At 57.8% G+C, this 16,678-nt stretch carries 15 protein-coding genes; 8 read left to right on the forward strand and 7 right to left on the reverse strand.

The features are described 5' to 3' along the window. The first annotated feature begins 247 nt into the window (after positions 1–247). The 6 genes from ACZZZ4_RS24175 to ACZZZ4_RS24200 are packed head-to-tail and all read left to right on the forward strand — an operon-like array spanning position 248 to position 7,084. Positions 248–1,207, forward strand: a complete 960-nt coding sequence (locus ACZZZ4_RS24175; protein WP_007913915.1) for an AAA family ATPase — start codon at positions 248–250, stop codon at positions 1,205–1,207. Between the two features lie 5 nt (positions 1,208–1,212). Beyond that, positions 1,213–2,157 (forward strand): DUF58 domain-containing protein, encoded by a 945-nt coding sequence (locus ACZZZ4_RS24180; protein ID WP_463548994.1) that lies wholly within the window; start codon positions 1,213–1,215, stop codon positions 2,155–2,157. Continuing rightward, entirely contained in the window at positions 2,154–2,651 is a 498-nt protein-coding gene (locus ACZZZ4_RS24185) for a DUF4381 domain-containing protein (protein ID WP_463548995.1), read from the forward strand. Before ACZZZ4_RS24180 ends, ACZZZ4_RS24185 begins: the two co-directional genes overlap by 4 nt. Then, positions 2,644–3,723 (forward strand): vWA domain-containing protein, encoded by a 1,080-nt coding sequence (locus ACZZZ4_RS24190; RefSeq protein ID WP_463548996.1) that lies wholly within the window; start codon positions 2,644–2,646, stop codon positions 3,721–3,723. Before ACZZZ4_RS24185 ends, ACZZZ4_RS24190 begins: the two co-directional genes overlap by 8 nt. Beyond that, positions 3,720–5,456, forward strand: a complete 1,737-nt coding sequence (locus ACZZZ4_RS24195; protein ID WP_463548997.1) for a vWA domain-containing protein — start codon at positions 3,720–3,722, stop codon at positions 5,454–5,456. The genes ACZZZ4_RS24190 and ACZZZ4_RS24195 overlap by 4 nt, the downstream gene beginning before the upstream one ends. Continuing rightward, positions 5,453–7,084 (forward strand): BatD family protein, encoded by a 1,632-nt coding sequence (locus ACZZZ4_RS24200; RefSeq protein WP_463548998.1) that lies wholly within the window; start codon positions 5,453–5,455, stop codon positions 7,082–7,084. Before ACZZZ4_RS24195 ends, ACZZZ4_RS24200 begins: the two co-directional genes overlap by 4 nt. 511 nt (positions 7,085–7,595) lie before the next feature. On the opposite strand, the gene ACZZZ4_RS24205 is transcribed toward ACZZZ4_RS24200, so the two are convergent. The 7 genes from ACZZZ4_RS24205 to ACZZZ4_RS24235 all read right to left on the reverse strand — a co-directional run bounded on the left by ACZZZ4_RS24205 (position 7,596) and on the right by ACZZZ4_RS24235 (position 11,244). Then, positions 7,596–8,009 (reverse strand): hypothetical protein, encoded by a 414-nt coding sequence (locus ACZZZ4_RS24205; RefSeq protein WP_463548999.1) that lies wholly within the window; start codon positions 8,007–8,009, stop codon positions 7,596–7,598. Positions 8,010–8,313: 304 nt separating this feature from the next. After that, positions 8,314–8,622, reverse strand: coding sequence for a hypothetical protein (locus tag ACZZZ4_RS24210; protein ID WP_463549000.1), 309 nt, complete (start codon positions 8,620–8,622; stop codon positions 8,314–8,316). A gap of 241 nt (positions 8,623–8,863) precedes the next feature. Beyond that, a complete protein-coding gene (locus tag ACZZZ4_RS24215) occupies positions 8,864–9,205 on the reverse strand; it encodes a hypothetical protein (protein ID WP_039763943.1) in 342 nt (113 codons plus the stop codon). Between the two features lie 71 nt (positions 9,206–9,276). Further along, positions 9,277–9,639: a ribonuclease toxin immunity protein CdiI gene (gene cdiI / locus ACZZZ4_RS24220; protein ID WP_129999495.1), complete on the reverse strand. Its 363-nt coding sequence runs from the start codon at positions 9,637–9,639 to the stop codon at positions 9,277–9,279. A gap of 23 nt (positions 9,640–9,662) precedes the next feature. Then, positions 9,663–9,899, reverse strand: coding sequence for a hypothetical protein (locus ACZZZ4_RS24225; RefSeq protein ID WP_240783222.1), 237 nt, complete (start codon positions 9,897–9,899; stop codon positions 9,663–9,665). Next, positions 9,896–10,339 (reverse strand): hypothetical protein, encoded by a 444-nt coding sequence (locus tag ACZZZ4_RS24230; protein ID WP_122602638.1) that lies wholly within the window; start codon positions 10,337–10,339, stop codon positions 9,896–9,898. The genes ACZZZ4_RS24225 and ACZZZ4_RS24230 overlap by 4 nt, the downstream gene beginning before the upstream one ends. Before the next feature lie 428 nt (positions 10,340–10,767). Next, positions 10,768–11,244 carry a hypothetical protein gene (locus ACZZZ4_RS24235; RefSeq protein WP_122602640.1) on the reverse strand — a complete coding sequence of 159 codons (477 nt, stop codon included), beginning with the start codon at positions 11,242–11,244 and terminating at the stop codon, positions 10,768–10,770. Positions 11,245–11,967: 723 nt separating this feature from the next. On the opposite strand from ACZZZ4_RS24235, the gene ACZZZ4_RS24240 reads away from it, so the two are divergent. After that, the gene (locus ACZZZ4_RS24240) at positions 11,968–15,552 is read left to right on the forward strand and encodes a toxin VasX (protein ID WP_463549001.1); all 3,585 of its coding nucleotides are present in this window, start codon (positions 11,968–11,970) and stop codon (positions 15,550–15,552) included. Beyond that, positions 15,542–16,672 (forward strand): hypothetical protein, encoded by a 1,131-nt coding sequence (locus ACZZZ4_RS24245; protein WP_463549002.1) that lies wholly within the window; start codon positions 15,542–15,544, stop codon positions 16,670–16,672. The genes ACZZZ4_RS24240 and ACZZZ4_RS24245 overlap by 11 nt, the downstream gene beginning before the upstream one ends. Positions 16,673–16,678: the final 6 nt, after the last annotated feature.

Here is a 16,678-nt window from a genome sequence, read left to right on the forward strand (position 1 = left end):
TTGCCAGCGATAGGGCCGGCACTGGCGCCGCTACAATTTCCTGCTTTGCGAAAGATCAAAAGATCGCAGCCTTCGGCAGCTCCTACAGGGGATCGCATTCCAACCGGGAAGCTGCCGAAACCCGCGATCTTTTGCTCTTTTGCACAAAATGCCGTTAGTCGCCGCCCCCCGCGATGGATTAAAGTAACGCCCCCAGCCCCGGCGTTATCCGAACGCCCCGGCCACCCCTTTCCAGGAACAGTCACCGATGGAACATCGTGAAGCGCTGCTAGCGCTGCGAACCTTTCTTTCAACGCAGATTCTCGGCCAGGAAAAACTCATCGAGCGCTTGCTCATCGCCCTGCTCGCCGACGGCCATATGCTGGTCGAGGGCGCTCCCGGTCTGGCCAAGACCAAAGCGATCAAAGAACTCGCCGAGGGCATCGAAGCCCAGTTCCATCGAATCCAGTTCACCCCCGACCTGCTGCCGGCCGACATCACCGGCACCGAAATCTACCGTCCGGAAACCGGCAGTTTCGTCTTCCAGCAGGGGCCGATCTTCCACAACCTGGTGCTGGCCGATGAAATCAACCGCGCGCCGGCCAAGGTGCAATCGGCCTTGCTCGAAGCGATGGCCGAGCGTCAGGTCAGCGTCGGGCGCAGCACCTATGAGCTGTCGCCGCTGTTTCTGGTGATGGCCACGCAGAACCCGATCGAACAGGAAGGCACCTATCCGCTGCCCGAAGCCCAGCTCGACCGTTTCCTCATGCACGTCAAGATCGGCTTCCCCGACGCCGCTGTCGAACGGCGCATCCTCCAGCAGGCCCGTGGCGAGGCGCTGAACGGCGAGACCAAGCCCGAGCGCCGGGTCAGCCAGCAGGCGATCTTCGCCGCGCGCAAGGAAATCCTTGGTTTGTACATGGCCGACGCCGTGGAGGAATACCTGGTGCAACTGGTCATGGCCACGCGTAACCCGGCCAAGTTCGACCCGGAAATGGCCGAGTGGATCGCCTACGGCGCCAGTCCGCGCGGCTCGATCGCCCTTGATCGCTGCGCCCGCGCCCACGCCTGGCTGGCCGGTCGCGATTTCGTCAGCCCGGAAGACATTCAGGCGGTACTGTTCGACGTATTGCGCCACCGCATCATTCTGTCGTTCGAAGCCGAAGCCGCTGGCATCGATCAGGACCGCGTGGTGCAGCGGATTCTCGACGTCGTCGCCGTCGCTTGACCCCCATGAACGCCGCCCTGCCCTCCGAACCCGGTATTCGCATCAGCCTCGCCGAGCTGATCGAGATGCGTCACCGCGTGCGCGAGGTGCAGCTGTTTTCCACGCCGAGCCAGCGCAGCCCGCTGATCGGCCTGCATCACTCGAAATTCCGTGGCCGTGGCGTCGACTTCGACCAAGTGCGGGTGTATCAGGCCGGTGACGACGTGCGCACCATCGACTGGCGCGTCACCGCGCGCACGCAGGAGCCGCACACCAAGCTGTTCCATGAAGAACGCGAGCGGCCGATTTTCATCATGGTCGAGCAAAGCACGCGGCTGTTTTTCGGCTCGGGGCTGATGTTCAAGTCGGTGCTGGCGGCGCAGGTCGCGGCGTTGATTGGCTGGGCGGCACTGGGGCACAACGACCGCGTCGGCGGATTGGTGTTCGGCGACAACGAGCACTACGAAATCAAGCCTCGCCGGAGCAAGCAGAGCCTGCTGCAATTGCTCAACCGCCTGGTCAAGGTCAATCAGTCGCTGCACAGCGAGCGCGAGCCGGATCGCGATGCCTTCGGCGTGGCCCTGCGCCGCGCGCGGGAAGTGCTGCGACCGGGCAGTCTGGCCATCGTCATTTGCGATGAACGCGCGTTGTCCGACAGCGCCGAGCAGCAGTTGAGTTTGCTGGCGCGGCATTGCGATCTGCTGATGTTGCCGCTGTCCGATCCGCTCGATCACGCCCTGCCCGCCGCTGGTCTGCTGCGCTTCGCCGAGCGCGGCGCGCAACTGGAAATCGACACGCTGAATTTCGACCTGCGCCAGACCTATCGCGCCCAGGCCGAAGCGCGCATTGCCCGCTGGGAATTGCTCGCACAAAAGCTGCGGGTGTTGCTGATGCCGTTGAGCACGCAGAGCGAAATGGTCGAGCAGATGCGCGAGTTCCTCAACCCGCAGCGTCCGGGGAGAGGTCGATGAACGGCCTCGACCATCTGCAACCGCTGATCTCGCCGCCGCCGATCGCCTTCTGGCCGCCAGCACCGGGCTGGTGGCTGCTGCTTCTGCTGTTGCCGCTGCTGGGTTTTGCCGTGTGGAAGCTGCGCCGCTTCATTCCGATGAAGAAACGCCCGGTGGTGCGCGCCGAGCAGCCGCTGGATCCGGTGCGCATCGCCGCGCTCGCCGAACTGGCGCAAATGCCCAAGCCTTACGACGGCGCACCGGCCGGCGCTTGGCTGCAACAACTCAACGGCCTGCTCAAACGCCTGTGCCGCAACCACTATCCGTACAGCCAGAGCCACACCCTCAACGGACGCAAATGGCTGGCCTTCCTCGATAACCGCTGCCCGGCTGCCGGCCTGACGCGCTGGATGGTGCTGGTCGAAGGCGCGTACAAACCGGAATGCAAACTCGATGACAAAGCCATCGCCGGCCTGACCCAAGCGGTCGACACGTGGATTCGCAAACATGTTTGAGTTCGCCTGGCCGTGGATCTTCGTGCTGTTGCCGCTGCCGTGGCTGATGCGCCTGGTCCTGCCTGTGGCCGACAGCGGCGAGCCGGCGTTGAAAGTCAGTTTCCTCGCCGACCTCGAAGGCCTCGCCCGCCGCCGTGCCCGCGCCAACTTGCCGGCATGGCGGCAGCAGGCGCCGTTTATCTTGCTATGGCTGATCCTGCTGATCGCCGCCGCCCGCCCGCAATGGCTCGGCGAACCGCTGCCGATTGCCGCCAGCGGTCGCGATCTGCTGGTGGCGGTAGACGTGTCCGGCTCGATGGATTTCCCCGACATGCAATGGCAGGACGAAGAAGTCAGTCGCCTGTCGCTGGTGCAGCACTTGCTCGGTGATTTCCTTGAAAGCCGCGATGGCGACCGCGTCGGTTTGATCCTGTTTGGCAGTCAGGCCTACCTGCAAGCACCGCTGACCTTCGACCGGCGCACCGTACGTGTGTGGCTCGACGAGGCGCGGATCGGCATCGCCGGCAAGAACACCGCGATCGGCGATGCCATCGGTCTGGCCCTGAAACGCTTGCGTCTGCGCCCGGCGCAAAGTCGCGTGCTGATCCTGGTCACCGACGGCGCCAACAACGGCGGCGAAATCAATCCGCTGACCGCCGCAAAACTGGCCGCCAGTGAAGGCGTCAGAATCTATCCGATCGGCATCGGCGCCAATCCGGAGGACAGCGGCTCGACCGGCCTGCTCGGGGTTAATCCGAGCCTCGATCTGGATGAGCCGGCACTCAAGGCCATCGCCGAAATCACCGGCGGCCAGTACTTCCGCGCCCACGACGGCAAAGAGCTGCAAGCGATCAAGGACACTCTCGATCAGCTCGAACCGGTGACCCAGCAACCAACTCAGGCACGCCCGGCGCAAGCCTTGTATCACTGGCCGCTGGCGTTGGCGCTATGGTTGAGCCTGTTGCTGGTCGTCCGCGAACTGTGGCCGGACAATCCGCTGCAACGCCTGTTCAGCAAACAACTGTATTTACAAAGTCCGCTGCCGGACTGGCGTGAGCGCTTGCAGCGTTTGCGTCTGCGGAGGCGCCGATGATTGCGCTCTGGCCGCACTGGTTCCGCCCTTGGTGGTTGTTGCTGTTGCCGCTGCTCGGCTGGCTGCTCTGGCAACTCTGGCACCGACAGAAACGCGCCGGTCGCTGGCAGATGATTCTGCCGCCGGCATTTCACGCTGCGCTGCTCAGTGGCGGCAGCGGGCGCCAGAGCAAACTGCCGTGGATCGCCCTTGGCGTGGCGTGGTTGCTGACCATTCTGGCCTTGCTCGGGCCGAGCTGGGAGCGCGTCGAACAGACCAGCCAGAAACCCGCTGATCCGCTGGTAGTCGTGCTCGAACTGACCCCGGAGATGCTCGCCACCGACTCTCCACCGACGCGTCTGGAACAGGCGCGGCGCAAGCTGTTCGACCTGTTGCAGGCGCGCAGCGATGCGCAGACCGCCATCGTCGTCTATGCCGGCAGCGCGCACACGCTGGTGCCGCTGTCGGATGATCTGGCCACCAGCCGCAACCTGCTCGACGCGCTGAAGCCGTCGCTGATGCCGGAAGCCGGCCACCGCGCCGATCTGGCCGTGGACAAGGCGCTGGCCTTGCTCAAGCAAGGTGCGCTGGGACAGGGGCGGATTCTGCTGATAGGTTCGTCGCTCAATGAAGAAGAACGGCGAGGCATTCGCCGTGCTCTGAATGGCGAGTCGACGCAACTGCTGATGCTCGGCATCGGCACCGCCGAAGGTGCGCCGATTGCCCAGGAGGACGGCAGTTTCCTCAAGGACGAGCAAGGCGCGATCCGCGTGCCGCAACTCGACAGTCCTGGTCTGGCGACATTCCTCAACAGCGTCGGCGGCGAGTACCACCCAGCCCGACTCGACGAGGTCGATCTCGGCGCCCTTGGCCTGCTCAACGGCCCGCGCAGCCTGCGCGACGACGGCCAGACCGTGCGCCTCGATACGTGGGCCGATCAGGGCTATTGGCTGCTGTTGCCGCTGTTGCTGCTGGCTGCGTGTGCCGGGCGCCGTGGCTGGCTGTTCTGCCTGCCGCTGCTGTGGTGCCTGCCGCAACCGAGCTACGCTTTCGACTTCGAAGACTTGTGGTTGCGCCCCGACCAGCAAGGTTTGCATCTGCTCAAGCAGAAACGCCCGGCCGAAGCCGCGCAGCATTTTGACGATCATCAGTGGCAAGGGGTGGCGTTGTATGAGGCCGGCGACTACAGTGGCGCCGCTCAGCGTTTTGCCGAGGGCAGCGATGCCCGCGCCCACTACAATCGTGGCAACGCCTTGGCAAAAAGTGGCGAGCTGGAAGCAGCAATCGACGCCTACGAACAGGCGCTGGAACTGCAACCGGATCTGCGTCCGGCGCAGACCAACAAGGCGCTGGTGGAAAACCTGCTGAAGCAGAAAAACGCCCCGCCGCCGCCCGAGCCGGACAACCAGCCGAACGAACAAAGTCTGCCCGGCGATGAGCCCTCGCCCACTACCGCGCCACCTCCGGCGGTGAGCAGTGAAACCCAGAGCGAGGCGCAACCGGCCGAGTCGGCCAGCGAACCGCCGCCGACCGCCCCGCCGCTGCCCGGCCCCAATGAAATCCCCGGCAGCAACGAGGAAGAGGAAACCGACACGGTGCCGACCCTGCGCCCGAGCGAGAACAACCTCGAAGGCGAGCAGCGTCAGGCACTCGAGCAATGGCTGGGCAAGATCCCGGACGACCCGGGTGAGCTGCTCAGGCGCAAATTCTGGTACGAACAGCAACAACATCAGGATCAGGAAAACACTCGATGACCCGCTTCACCGCTCTCTTGCTGCCCCTGCTGATCTGCACGGCCACCGCTCAGGCGGCCGAGCTGATCGCCAGCGTGGATCGCAGTCGCCTGAACTCCGGCGAGACGGTCGAGCTCACCCTCGAAACTGACGACGTCACCCAGTTCGGCAAGCCCGATCTGTCGGCGCTGGAAGCGCTGTTCGAAGTGCGCGGCACACGCCAGGTCAACCAGCTCAACACCCTCAACGGCGACAACCGCGCAACCACACGCTGGATCATCACCCTGCTGCCGAAAGAAAACGGCAGCGTCGTGATTCCGCCGCTGCAACTGGGCGACGCACAGAGCCAGCCGATCACCGTGCAGGTGATCGCCAGCGATAACCGCGAAGACAACAACAGCCTTGATCCGGTGTTCATCGAAGCCAGCCTCGACCAGACCAGCGTTTATGTGCAGGCCCAGGCCATCCTGACTTTGCGCATCTACCACTCGGTTTCGCTGTACGACGACAGCAGCCTGAGCCCGCTGCAAATCGCCGATGCGCGCATCGAACAGCTCGGCGACACGCGCACCTACGAGAAAGACATCAACGGCCTGCGCCACGGCGTGATCGAGATGCGCTACGCGATCTACCCGCAGCACAGCGGCCTGCTGACGATCGCCCCGCAGACGTTCAGCGCCACGCTGGTCGATACCGCGCCATCAGCAGACGCCTCGGGGCCGAAGCCCGGCAAACTGATGCGCGTCAGCTCGGCGTCGATTCCGCTGACGGTCAAACCGAAACCGCTGACCTACCCGGTCGATGCGCCATGGTTGCCGGCGCGCAACCTCAGCCTCAGCGAAAGCTGGAGCCCGGAACCGGACCACACCCAGGTCGGCGATTCCCTGACCCGCAGCCTGACGCTAAAAGTCGAAGGCCTCGCCAGCTCGCAACTGCCAGCCCTTCCCGCCACCGACGTCAACGGCCTGCGCCGCTACCCCGACCAACCGGTGCTGAGCAACCAGAGCAGCGACCGCGGGATCATCGGCAGCCGCGAAGAACGCGAAGCACTGGTGCCAAGCCGCAGCGGCGCGATCGACCTGCCAACCGTCGACGTGGTCTGGTGGAACACCTTCGAAGACCACCTCGAACACAGCAGCCTGCCCGCTCGCACCCTGCAAGTGGCGAACAACCCCAGCCTGCAAATCGACACCCCGGCCGGCACCCTGCAACCGAGTACGCCCGACAACGACACCCTGTGGTGGTGGAAGCTCAGCACCCTGATCCTCGCCTGCACCACCCTGCTCGGCTTCGGCCTCTGGTGGCGCGCCCGCTGGCAACCGGCAATCCACCGCGCCGCCCAAACCGGCCCGAGCCCGCGCACCCTGCTCGACGACATCAAACGCGCCAGCCAGGCCAACGACCCCCACGCCACCCGCCAGGCACTGGACGCCTGGGCGCGGCAACAGCCGGAGACACTGGCGGACATGGCCGCGCGGTTTGTACCGTTATCGGATGCGCTGGATGGGTTGAATGGTGCGCTGTACAGCGAGACCGGGCAGCACTGGCAGGGTGAGGATTTGTGGCGGGCGATTCGTACTATTCCCGCCGCCGAGCGCGTGCAGGACCCGGTGAGTGAGAGTGGGTTGCCGCCGCTTTATCCGAAGTAAAAGCACAAGATCGCAGCCTTCGGCAGCTCCTACGGATTGTGTGTAGTAGCTGCCGAAGGCTGCGATCTTTGATCTCAGGTGAAAAGGCTGAGAAACATCGGATTCAATAACCAAATTTCGTTCGCACTTGTTCACATCGCGATACGAGAGCACGAAGGAATTCCATGGTTCGCCCCTTACAGCTGCATTTCCGTGAAGCTTCTCTACGAGCATGTAGATTTTTGAATTATTGAAATCGGTTTCGGCATCCCAATGTTCAAAACCATCTTTTTCAAAGGCAAGCTCTGCTTCCATATAGTTCCCGCCCCATTCGACGCCATAGCAGAACGCATCGTAGCCATGGACGATGCCGGCTTCGACCAACTGGAAAATCTCTTGGACAATCTTTATGTCTTCGGTAATCACTGTACAAACTCCAGAGCGGAGCGGAAATGGAGCTTCCTAAGAACCATGCATAGTCCTATTTATCCAACACGCTCGGCAAATATACAACCGTCCCCCTAGCGGTTTTTCATGCACGGAAGAGTTCGACGTAAACAGCTTCAACGATGGCATCATCTTCTTCAAGATCGGGCACGTAAAATCTTAAGCCCATATCAATGATATTGAAGCCCGAATTATTGAAAGCCAATTTTTCTCCTTGCGCGATTAAAAACCTTTGAACCAGCAGCGTGTCTTCACCGACCAGTTTCTGGCTGTTCCAAACGAGTTGGCTCCACTTTAAAAACTCAACACCACTCACCATGAAGCTCTCATCGAAGTATAAATGCATGCCTAAATCATCATAAGCGTCAGTCGGTACTGAAGAATCCTCGGATTTGAAAAACTCCTCAAACCCACCACCGAGAGCCTTCCTCGTTTCATCTCGTGACATACCAGCATGAAGCAATCCCAGATCACCGCGGGCTAATAAATTGAAAATCATTGTCATCTCTTCCTAAAGTCGTCCGGATTTAAAGTCGAAGCATATTCCAACATCTGCTTAATCGCTACATCATACTTGGCACCAAACAACCTTCTGGATAAAAAGGGGACAGACCACGTTTTCGGAGTACGTCCCAAACGTGATTCATCCTTATTTACCCACTAACCTTCATAAGTTAAAGACCTTTGACCCCTCGAGATAGACCACGTTTATTTAAACGTGGTCTGCCCCATTATTCCTCCAAACGTCTCAGACCTCGTCTGCGTGAAAGGGAATGAGATTAAGAAGTCGCCTAAAATTTCAATCAAGTTCTCCAATCGAGATCACGGTCACTTTCAAGATCGGTCTTGTAACCGAAATACAGCCCTACTTCCAGCAACCTGACGGCTGACTTTCCTGAAATCTTGAAATCAAAACGCTCAAGTAAGGACAACATCACTTCGTATGCCAAACCATATTCGCTATCATCTTCCAACCATTCTCTAATATTGGATAATGTATCTTCATAAGCCAATATATCTGACGCAAAGAAGATCGCCATTTCGGGCTGAGATTCAAGCTCCTCCAAGAGCGCTGTGAGACTTTTTTCAACAAAGACATCATCCCTACTCATAATTTTGGATTCTTGAGTACATTCGCTGGACAGCCTGTTACAACACGATTAAGAACCGTATCATAAACAACTTTGATATCGAGCCCATCTCTTGTGGCATTGCCCACTACGTAACCTCTGTTATCTGGAAGCAAAAAATAGGACAGATTTATTTCCTAAAACGAATCTGTCCACTTTTAGCCTGACGCCCGCGCCCCTTATCAAAGACCCGATGTCGTCGCATTCTGCACCTATGGATAACTCACTGGTGGTAGCCCTGATAATCAAATCCTTCTGGAATATCCGGCCAGACTGGCTTGCGCAGCAGTGCATCCAAATCGTCGAAAATATCCCTGAAAAAATTGGCGAGATCCATGAAGTCCACACGTGAATTCATCAGCGCAACTTTCAACATGACATCGTCTGCATTTTCCTTGGCGGATGCCGCTCTGGACATATTGTAGAAAGCGTTTGCTAGCCTTTCCGCTAACTCGTCTTCCCAGTTCAGCTTGTAATCAGCTTCCCAACTGTCACCATCAAAATCACCGGCTTTATCTTTAACCAACTGGATGATCAGTTTCTTTACTGACTCGAAATCATTCATCTTTCATCTTTCAACTTTCTCTTGATCGGATAACTTTTAGCTGCGCTAGACAAATGGAACACTTCTACTTATCAGATATAGCTCCCACTTAAGAGAACATCTACTTCAGCGTTACTTTCAGGATGGCGCTGTAGGTATTTATCACAAGCTAGCCGAAGGTATTCCATGCAAACCTCTTCACTGACAACAATTGTGTCTGCATCGCTAGAGGGATACCCATAAGAAAACTCCACTCCTTCGAAATGACCCTCTTCAAATGAGCTATTTACATCAGGGAAGTTACAGTATGCTCCATCAACACTGAACCCCCAACGCCTAACAATATAGCCGGCTGCCTCGATGAAACGGCCATCATCATAAATCCTGTCAAAATACCCTTTGACAATCCAATAAGGGTCTGACTGGCGGTATGGCTGACCGAACAACTCCTTCATAACAACCTCACTTCATTGCCGGATCAGACACTGTCATTTCTTGAGTCTTCTGAATCGGAAACAATGTCCAACTCGTCCCACAGCATCGACAAGCCTATGCTTTCCATATAAGTCCCAAAATCCAGAAAATGCGCAACGCCGATCGCCTCAACTGAAAACCAGGTAGCGTCGCACTCTGGGCACATGAATAACTCTTTCCCAGTGGCCTTGACATGGGCACAGACAATGTAATCCTGCTGACATCTTGGGCAGATGATCATCTCTGGCTCCTGTTAGAGCACGACGCCGTTAAATGAATTTCGCGGCGCAGATTGATATATAAAGTGGTGATCAAGTCGTCGTCATCGTCAACGTAAAACCCCATACCCAACTCACCGACTTCAAATCCGTCATCGTCAATGACGGGATCAATACCGTGGCGACGAAACAAAGCCAACACGTCCGTGGATCTTTCGCCTACCAGCTTGTGGCCGTTCCAGGACACCGTGCTTCTTTCGAAAAACTCTACCCCTTTAACCATATCTCGTTCGTCATAGTAGACATGAAGGTCGAGCTGAGAATAAGCATCCGTAGTATTCAAGGAGTCAGCTGTTTTCCAGAACACTTCGAAACCGGCTCCCAGAATTTCGCGCACTTGAGCTCTGAACAGTTTTCCATTCAGGGGGCCGACCAATCCGTATTCCGCAATTGAAAAGTCCATTTGAAGCCTCTTGCTGGTGAACAATCCAGCTCCCACTCTTTCCCCGAAAGCATGTGGGCGCGCTCTATCATACTTCCTTGATATAGGAAGAAAAGTTTCCGCCACCTTGATCAATATGTAGTCGTTCGCATTTATTGCAGCGATAAACAGCAGTAGCACTCGCACCTATCTGCTGATAGAACTCTTCCTCAGACAACCAACGATCTGCCAAGGCAGCACCCAGCTCATCTATCTTTCGCTCGGCAACCATTGAAAACTCGGACTCGGACGTACCATGAGACAAATTGATTATCTGACCGCACACGCAGGAAAATTTAGGCATTGTATTGGTGGCTCAACTCAAGAAACGTAATTGCTCGCCCACGGTCTTGAGGCGAGCACATCAAGACAAAAATCTTTTTATCAGCGAGCGTTGGGAATGGGATCAATCATTGTTTCACCTGATAGAACGTAACCACCGGGCCGTAATCCTCATCCGAGTTCGACACCTCGACAGTGAATAATGTGTCCCGGAATTTCTCCTTCAACACCATTCGCCAGGCAAACCCGATCATCTCGCACAGCTGAAAAAATATTCTGGGCGATACACCATTTCCGTATTGGCCAAAAACATCATAAATCTTCACATAATTCATAAGCCGCTCAACCTCCGCCATGTCGCCAGCGGCAAGGTTCACGCAGCGCGCGAACGCTTCGTGTGAAAAATTTCGCTCGAGGAAAACGCCTCCCTCAGACACGATGAACGTCGGGAACAGCAACGTGGAAAACATCAATATCTGTTCCGGGTGGCATTGGTCATTGATATACGAATGAATATCCAGGCCTTCCTGATTTGCCCATTGCTGCTTCCACGCGTCATAGGGTTCAGTGTCGATGACGAAGGGTAAAGAGTTGATCAGATGCATTGCATGGGCTCCAGACACGATTTTCCGCCGCGGGGGACCTCGGGGGGACAGTCCTCTGTTTATCAGAACTTGTTTTGTCCCTGGTTCTGCTCCATTACCCGCACGATCCAGCGAGATACTGGGATCGGCAACGACGATGCCATCGGACTGCGCTCATAGTGGCTGCAAGACCAGGATGTTTGCCAGCAGGAACGTCTGTCCGCGCTTGGGCATGCCAATGAACTGATGAGTTCGCCCACAGGAGCAGGAGACTGGTGCGCGAGGAATACGAACGACGAACGTCCATGTAGAAGATCCTGTAACGGGCAATAATCGATCTGATCAGGTGCCATGCTCGGCCGGACAGCGGCGCGGATGAGCGCAAAGAGTCGCTGGCTTCTCTGCACTAGCGCATCAGCCGGCATGATATTAGGTGGCCACTATTTTGGCGTCAATCAATCGATGGGTTGAACAATCGGTTTCGATGAGCGGTACAGCTCGTATCCTCGGGCAATGCGCCTGTTAAAGGCTCTGTTTGCCCTGCGTCGGTTTGCGAGCGCGGGTAGGCCTTCAGCGTTACTCACGATTCATCCGAAGTAACCTCTGTAAGATTTCGGACGATCCCTTGTAGGTTTCATCCCGAGTGTTCGATTCCTACGCAAAACACAGAAAGATCTGACTGCTGTCGTTTTCCAGATACACGCACATTTCTCTGTCACAAATAGACACAGGGAAATGTGCTCAATGATGCACCCCGCCAACCTTGCGGCAGCCGCCGCGTCCAAAGCCCCGATCATCGGCCCCGCCGCCTGCCCCTTGCGCAACACCCACGTGCAACTGTTGCCCCTCGCGTACGGCCTTGTCGAAAAACCCTTCGACCCCAGCAGCGAACTCACGCTGCCGTACACCCTGACCACGCGTCCCATGGGCATTCGCCGCCTGCGCGATGGCTGGCTGTACATCGTCGACAGTCTCAGCGGTGAGCTCTACGAATACCGCGTGCTTGAAGGCGTGATCAGCGCATTGCTGCATCGCGGCAAAAGCGTCAGCGAGGAGCAGCGCAGCGCCATCGAAGAACGTCCGGCGTTGATCTTCTCGCGCAAAAGCACCCTCTACGTGACCTTCGCCGACGTGCAGTTGAGCGCGGCGAAGTGCCGGCAGGTGCTGGACAGCGCGGAGGAGCGCGAGCACTTCATGCAGGCGGTCGATCTCGGCCCGGTGCATTGTCTGATCGGCGGCGAGCATCTGCTCACCGTGGCCCAGGCCAAACAGTGGCTGGCGGAAGTGGCCTGCACAGCGAAACCGCTGGCCGAGGCGGACGCCACGCGGATGCCGACGGTGCAGGTCAGCGATGCGCCGGAGCACGAACGCGAACCCTATCTGTGGGAAAACCCGCGACGTTTTCGCGAGGCGCATATCGGCGAATTTCTCGGGCGGGTGCGGGGGCCATATCAGGACGACACGCTGTTTCTGTTGGTCAACGACGACCTCGGGGTGATGCGTGATCTGGCTGATTATCAGGACCTGGTGGTCGGCTGGATCGAGCAGTGGAGCAACACCGACAACAACGAGCGCGACTATCTGCTGGCCAGTTACATCGAGTCGCTGAGTCAGCTCGGATCTCAGGACTTCGACACTTTGGCCAAGGCCAGCGACGATCCGCGCGCCCAGGCATTGTTCGCTGAACTGGAGCAATTGCCCGAACCGGATCGGGAAAATACCCGGCAGGCGCTGCTCGACTATTTGAACAAGGGTGGTGAGGTTGTCCCGACCGATACTCAGGCTCGACCTGAACTGCAACAACAGCGCGAAAAGGCTTTGGACGAGTCACTGGCGCTGAACCGTTTCGACGGCGTCGCCCCGGATTTCACCGCACACGCTCGCATCACCGCCGAGGCGGACCGACGCTTTTACACCCGCGAATATTTTGCTGAAGTCGCCCCGGCCGATTTCGTCGAGCGTCATCTGAACACACTGGTCGACCTCGGCAAGGATCAGAACCGGCGCATGAAAGACGTGCTCGACGGCCCGTTGCTCAGCGGCAAACGCGGCATCAATGACCTGATCGACCGTCCGGCCATGGACGAGGTGCTGAACAGTCATCGCGACAACCTCGGACGCTGGAATCGCCTGCTCGAACGCATCACCGCCGATCGCGCGCAACTGCTGTGCGCCGGGCGTTTCCATCGCTCGGCGTGGTATTTCGACGGCCAACTGCAGATCGATCAGGCGCTCGCCAGCGAATACGCCTGCCTCAAGGACATCGGCCGCAGCGACGCGGCCAACGAACAAATGCTCGATTACCTCGAGCAACACCCGCAACTGACCCGTCCGCTGTTCTACACCTTGCCGCTGCGCTTGCAGACCGAACAGGCCGGGCAATATTCAACGCTGTTCAACGCCGGCATGGCGATGTTCAACAACCTGCCGGACTGGCTGGCCAAGTTGCAGAGCATCGAGCAGCCGCAGCTGCCGGCCCTCGACGATCTGCCCGCACACAGCCGCGTCCTCGCCGATGCCGTGCAGGACACCTACAGCCCGGCGCTGAACCTCGGCCTGAGCCGGGCGCTGGAAGGTTTTGATCTTGCCGGCGAGAAAATCCCCGACCTCGACGAACTGTTCCAGCGCTTGCCCAAAGCCCTGCGCCTGCGCGTCTTCGACGCCGCGCGAACCAGCGGCGTGACCTTCACCGTGTCCACCCCGGCGGAGCAAGCGGCGCTGCAAGCCACGATCAAGGAAGTGCTGCGCGAACGCGACTACCTGAAAACCCTCAACCGCGAACGCAACCAGCTCACCCACAACAAAAACCGCCAGGGCCACAAAACCGCCCGGGCGGTGGAATTGCAGCAGGAAATCGTCCGCGTGCGCACGCAACTGGCCTTGTTCGAAGGCCGCCTCGCGGCAGCGCTAAGCCCGATTGATGAGGTGCCTGATCGCTCGGCGCGACTGTATGGCGCCACACCGGCGAAAGCGGGCGTGACGGTGGTGTTTCCGCCGGCGCAGCACGGAGAAATGCGCGGGTTGCTGGAGAATATTCGCGCGGGGGTGGCGGGGGTTTCGAAGGCGAGTCTGGTGCGGACGGAGGGGATGGGGTTGTTGGTGGTGTTGGTGCAGGTGGTGAATTTGGCAGCAGTTTTCCATGAGTTACGTAGGCAAACAGCGAATAAAAGGGTGTGGGGGCCTTTCGCCAATGCGCTCGCTGCTACGGGGGCTGCTGGATTCACTGCAGGGCAAAGCCTCGCCAATACTGCGTTGCAGGCTCGTAGCGATGCGCTGATTGCCAGGGTTCGGCACGAGGCATTGCAAAGCGTACACATACAAATGGGCAAGTTGCACATCGGACTGGGCTTTCTTACCTACGGTCTTGGGTTGGTAACCTCAGCAGTCAATCTCGCAAAACAACTCGAAAATTGGCAACAGTCAATTCGCAGTGGTAATCCGTCGGCACAGAGGGCCGCCGCGCTCGCAGTTTTAGGCGCAAGTGGAATGACGTCGGCTAATGCCTATGGTCTGGGACAAACTTTGTCTGCAAGCTACAAGGTACTCAATGCATCAAACAGCGCTGCGAGAACAGCTGCATGGGCCGCCGCCGGAACCCGTCTCTCTACAGTCTTTTTCCGGTTTAATCTTGCCGGCGCGTTGTTCACCTTGCTTGAGTTGAGCGGGGCCTGGCTGTTCAACCGCTACAACATCAGTGCTCATGACAAATGGTTACGGATCACACCATGGGGTAGAGATGCCGAGATGCGTGGCGATCATACACTTCACGACTATCAAAGTTATTTAGCCTTTCTGATCAACGCTCCCTATGTTCAGATCGGTTCGAACCAGGACGTGTCATGGTTGAGAAAACTGTTGCTCACACCCAAACCCGGCGATATCCATCTAGTCATACCCAGCCTGACACTAAGTGAATTGCTGCCACCCTTTGGCGGAAAATCCAAGCACCGTTTAGGTATAGGAGCGCATCGTATTTCCGTTCCGCTGCATAGCCGAGGAGTGCCACGGGAAAAGCGAGAAGTTATCAGCGACGAGATTTTAGCCAGTCTAAGTATCGCTAAGTCTGATTCCGATGGATTAGTGCTGTGTCTTAAGTATCCAGTCAATCTCGATTCTGAATACACGCCCGCGAAAGAAACCCTTGAGTTGGCAGTTTGCATTGAGTCAACGAATGAAAAAGGTGAGGGGATATCGCGAACTCGTATCATTCAACTTGATCCACGGGGAAAGGGCCACTTTCCGGTAGTAGGAGCCCAGCAAATAAAAAAGAAACCACCAATACTGCTGGTCGAAGTCCAGTTTCTTGAGCGGGCTGACCATGCAGATTAAACCCCACAAGCCGATTAACACGACGATCTGTGAGCAAGCCAGAAAAGCTGGAAGCATCGAACCATTTTCGAGTGGAAAAATCACTTATCTCGCACCACTTCCATTACCAACTTCCATACCCCCCTATGGGCCTCATATAGGCGAACTCAGTCAGGTCTACATGGATCTTGGCACAGGCTCACCACAGATATTTTCTTGGCAGATGACCTTGGGCGGTCCTTTCAGTCTTGCTTTCTGGTTCGTCTGTCTGACACCTGTGGCAGGAGGCATTCTTGGGCTGGCGTCCGGAGACGGGTGGGAAAGTTGGACCTACGTACAAGAGATTTTTCGAGAGTCCAAAATGCTTGGCTTAGAGGTTTTATTTCTCACTCTAACAATCAGTCTAGGCGTCTGGCACCACCACCACCACAAAACACGCCTCTCCCTCATCCCAACCCGCTTCAACCGCCAACGCCGCGAAGTCTGCTTCATGCCCGAAGGGGCGTCCGAACCAGTCTTCGTTCCATGGGAATCGCTCAGCGCCTGGATCATCGAAGCCAAAGGCGCCACCCAGTTTGGCGTCCATCGCCAATACGGCATGGGCATCGGTTTTCACCACGGCGAAACCCTAACCAGCCTCGAATTCCAATGCGCCGGCCTGGAGCTTGCGATCAGCCACTGGGAAGCGATTCGCGGCTACATGGAGTACGAGGTCAACGACCTCAAATCGATCCAGGACCTGCAAGACCTGCAAGGCCCGGACGACCCACCCCACGAAGGCATGCACACTTTTCGTAACGCCCGCGCGCGGATGCATCAGCAGATCCATGAAGGCCGCCGCTCGCGGTTGTCGGGGTTCTTCTGGTACCTGTATCACGTCATGACCTTATGGACGATTCCCAACCGTTTGGTCGAATGGGAAGTGCGCCGCCTGGAACGAATCGGCAAGCAGGCGCTGCCGGAAGTCATGCGCGAATGGTCCGAGCCGCTGCCGAAAGAGCAATGGGCCAAGCCCAGTGAAGAGTTGTTGCGACTGAGCGAACAAGTGCGGCGGATGCACAAGCGCCAGCCGCATCGGCCGATTACCGAAATATTCGCCGCTGTCGGTGCAAGCAGACACACGACAAGGCAAGGGGCGTGATTTGCC

It is taken from the genome of Pseudomonas sp. AC252 (assembly GCF_979258105.1).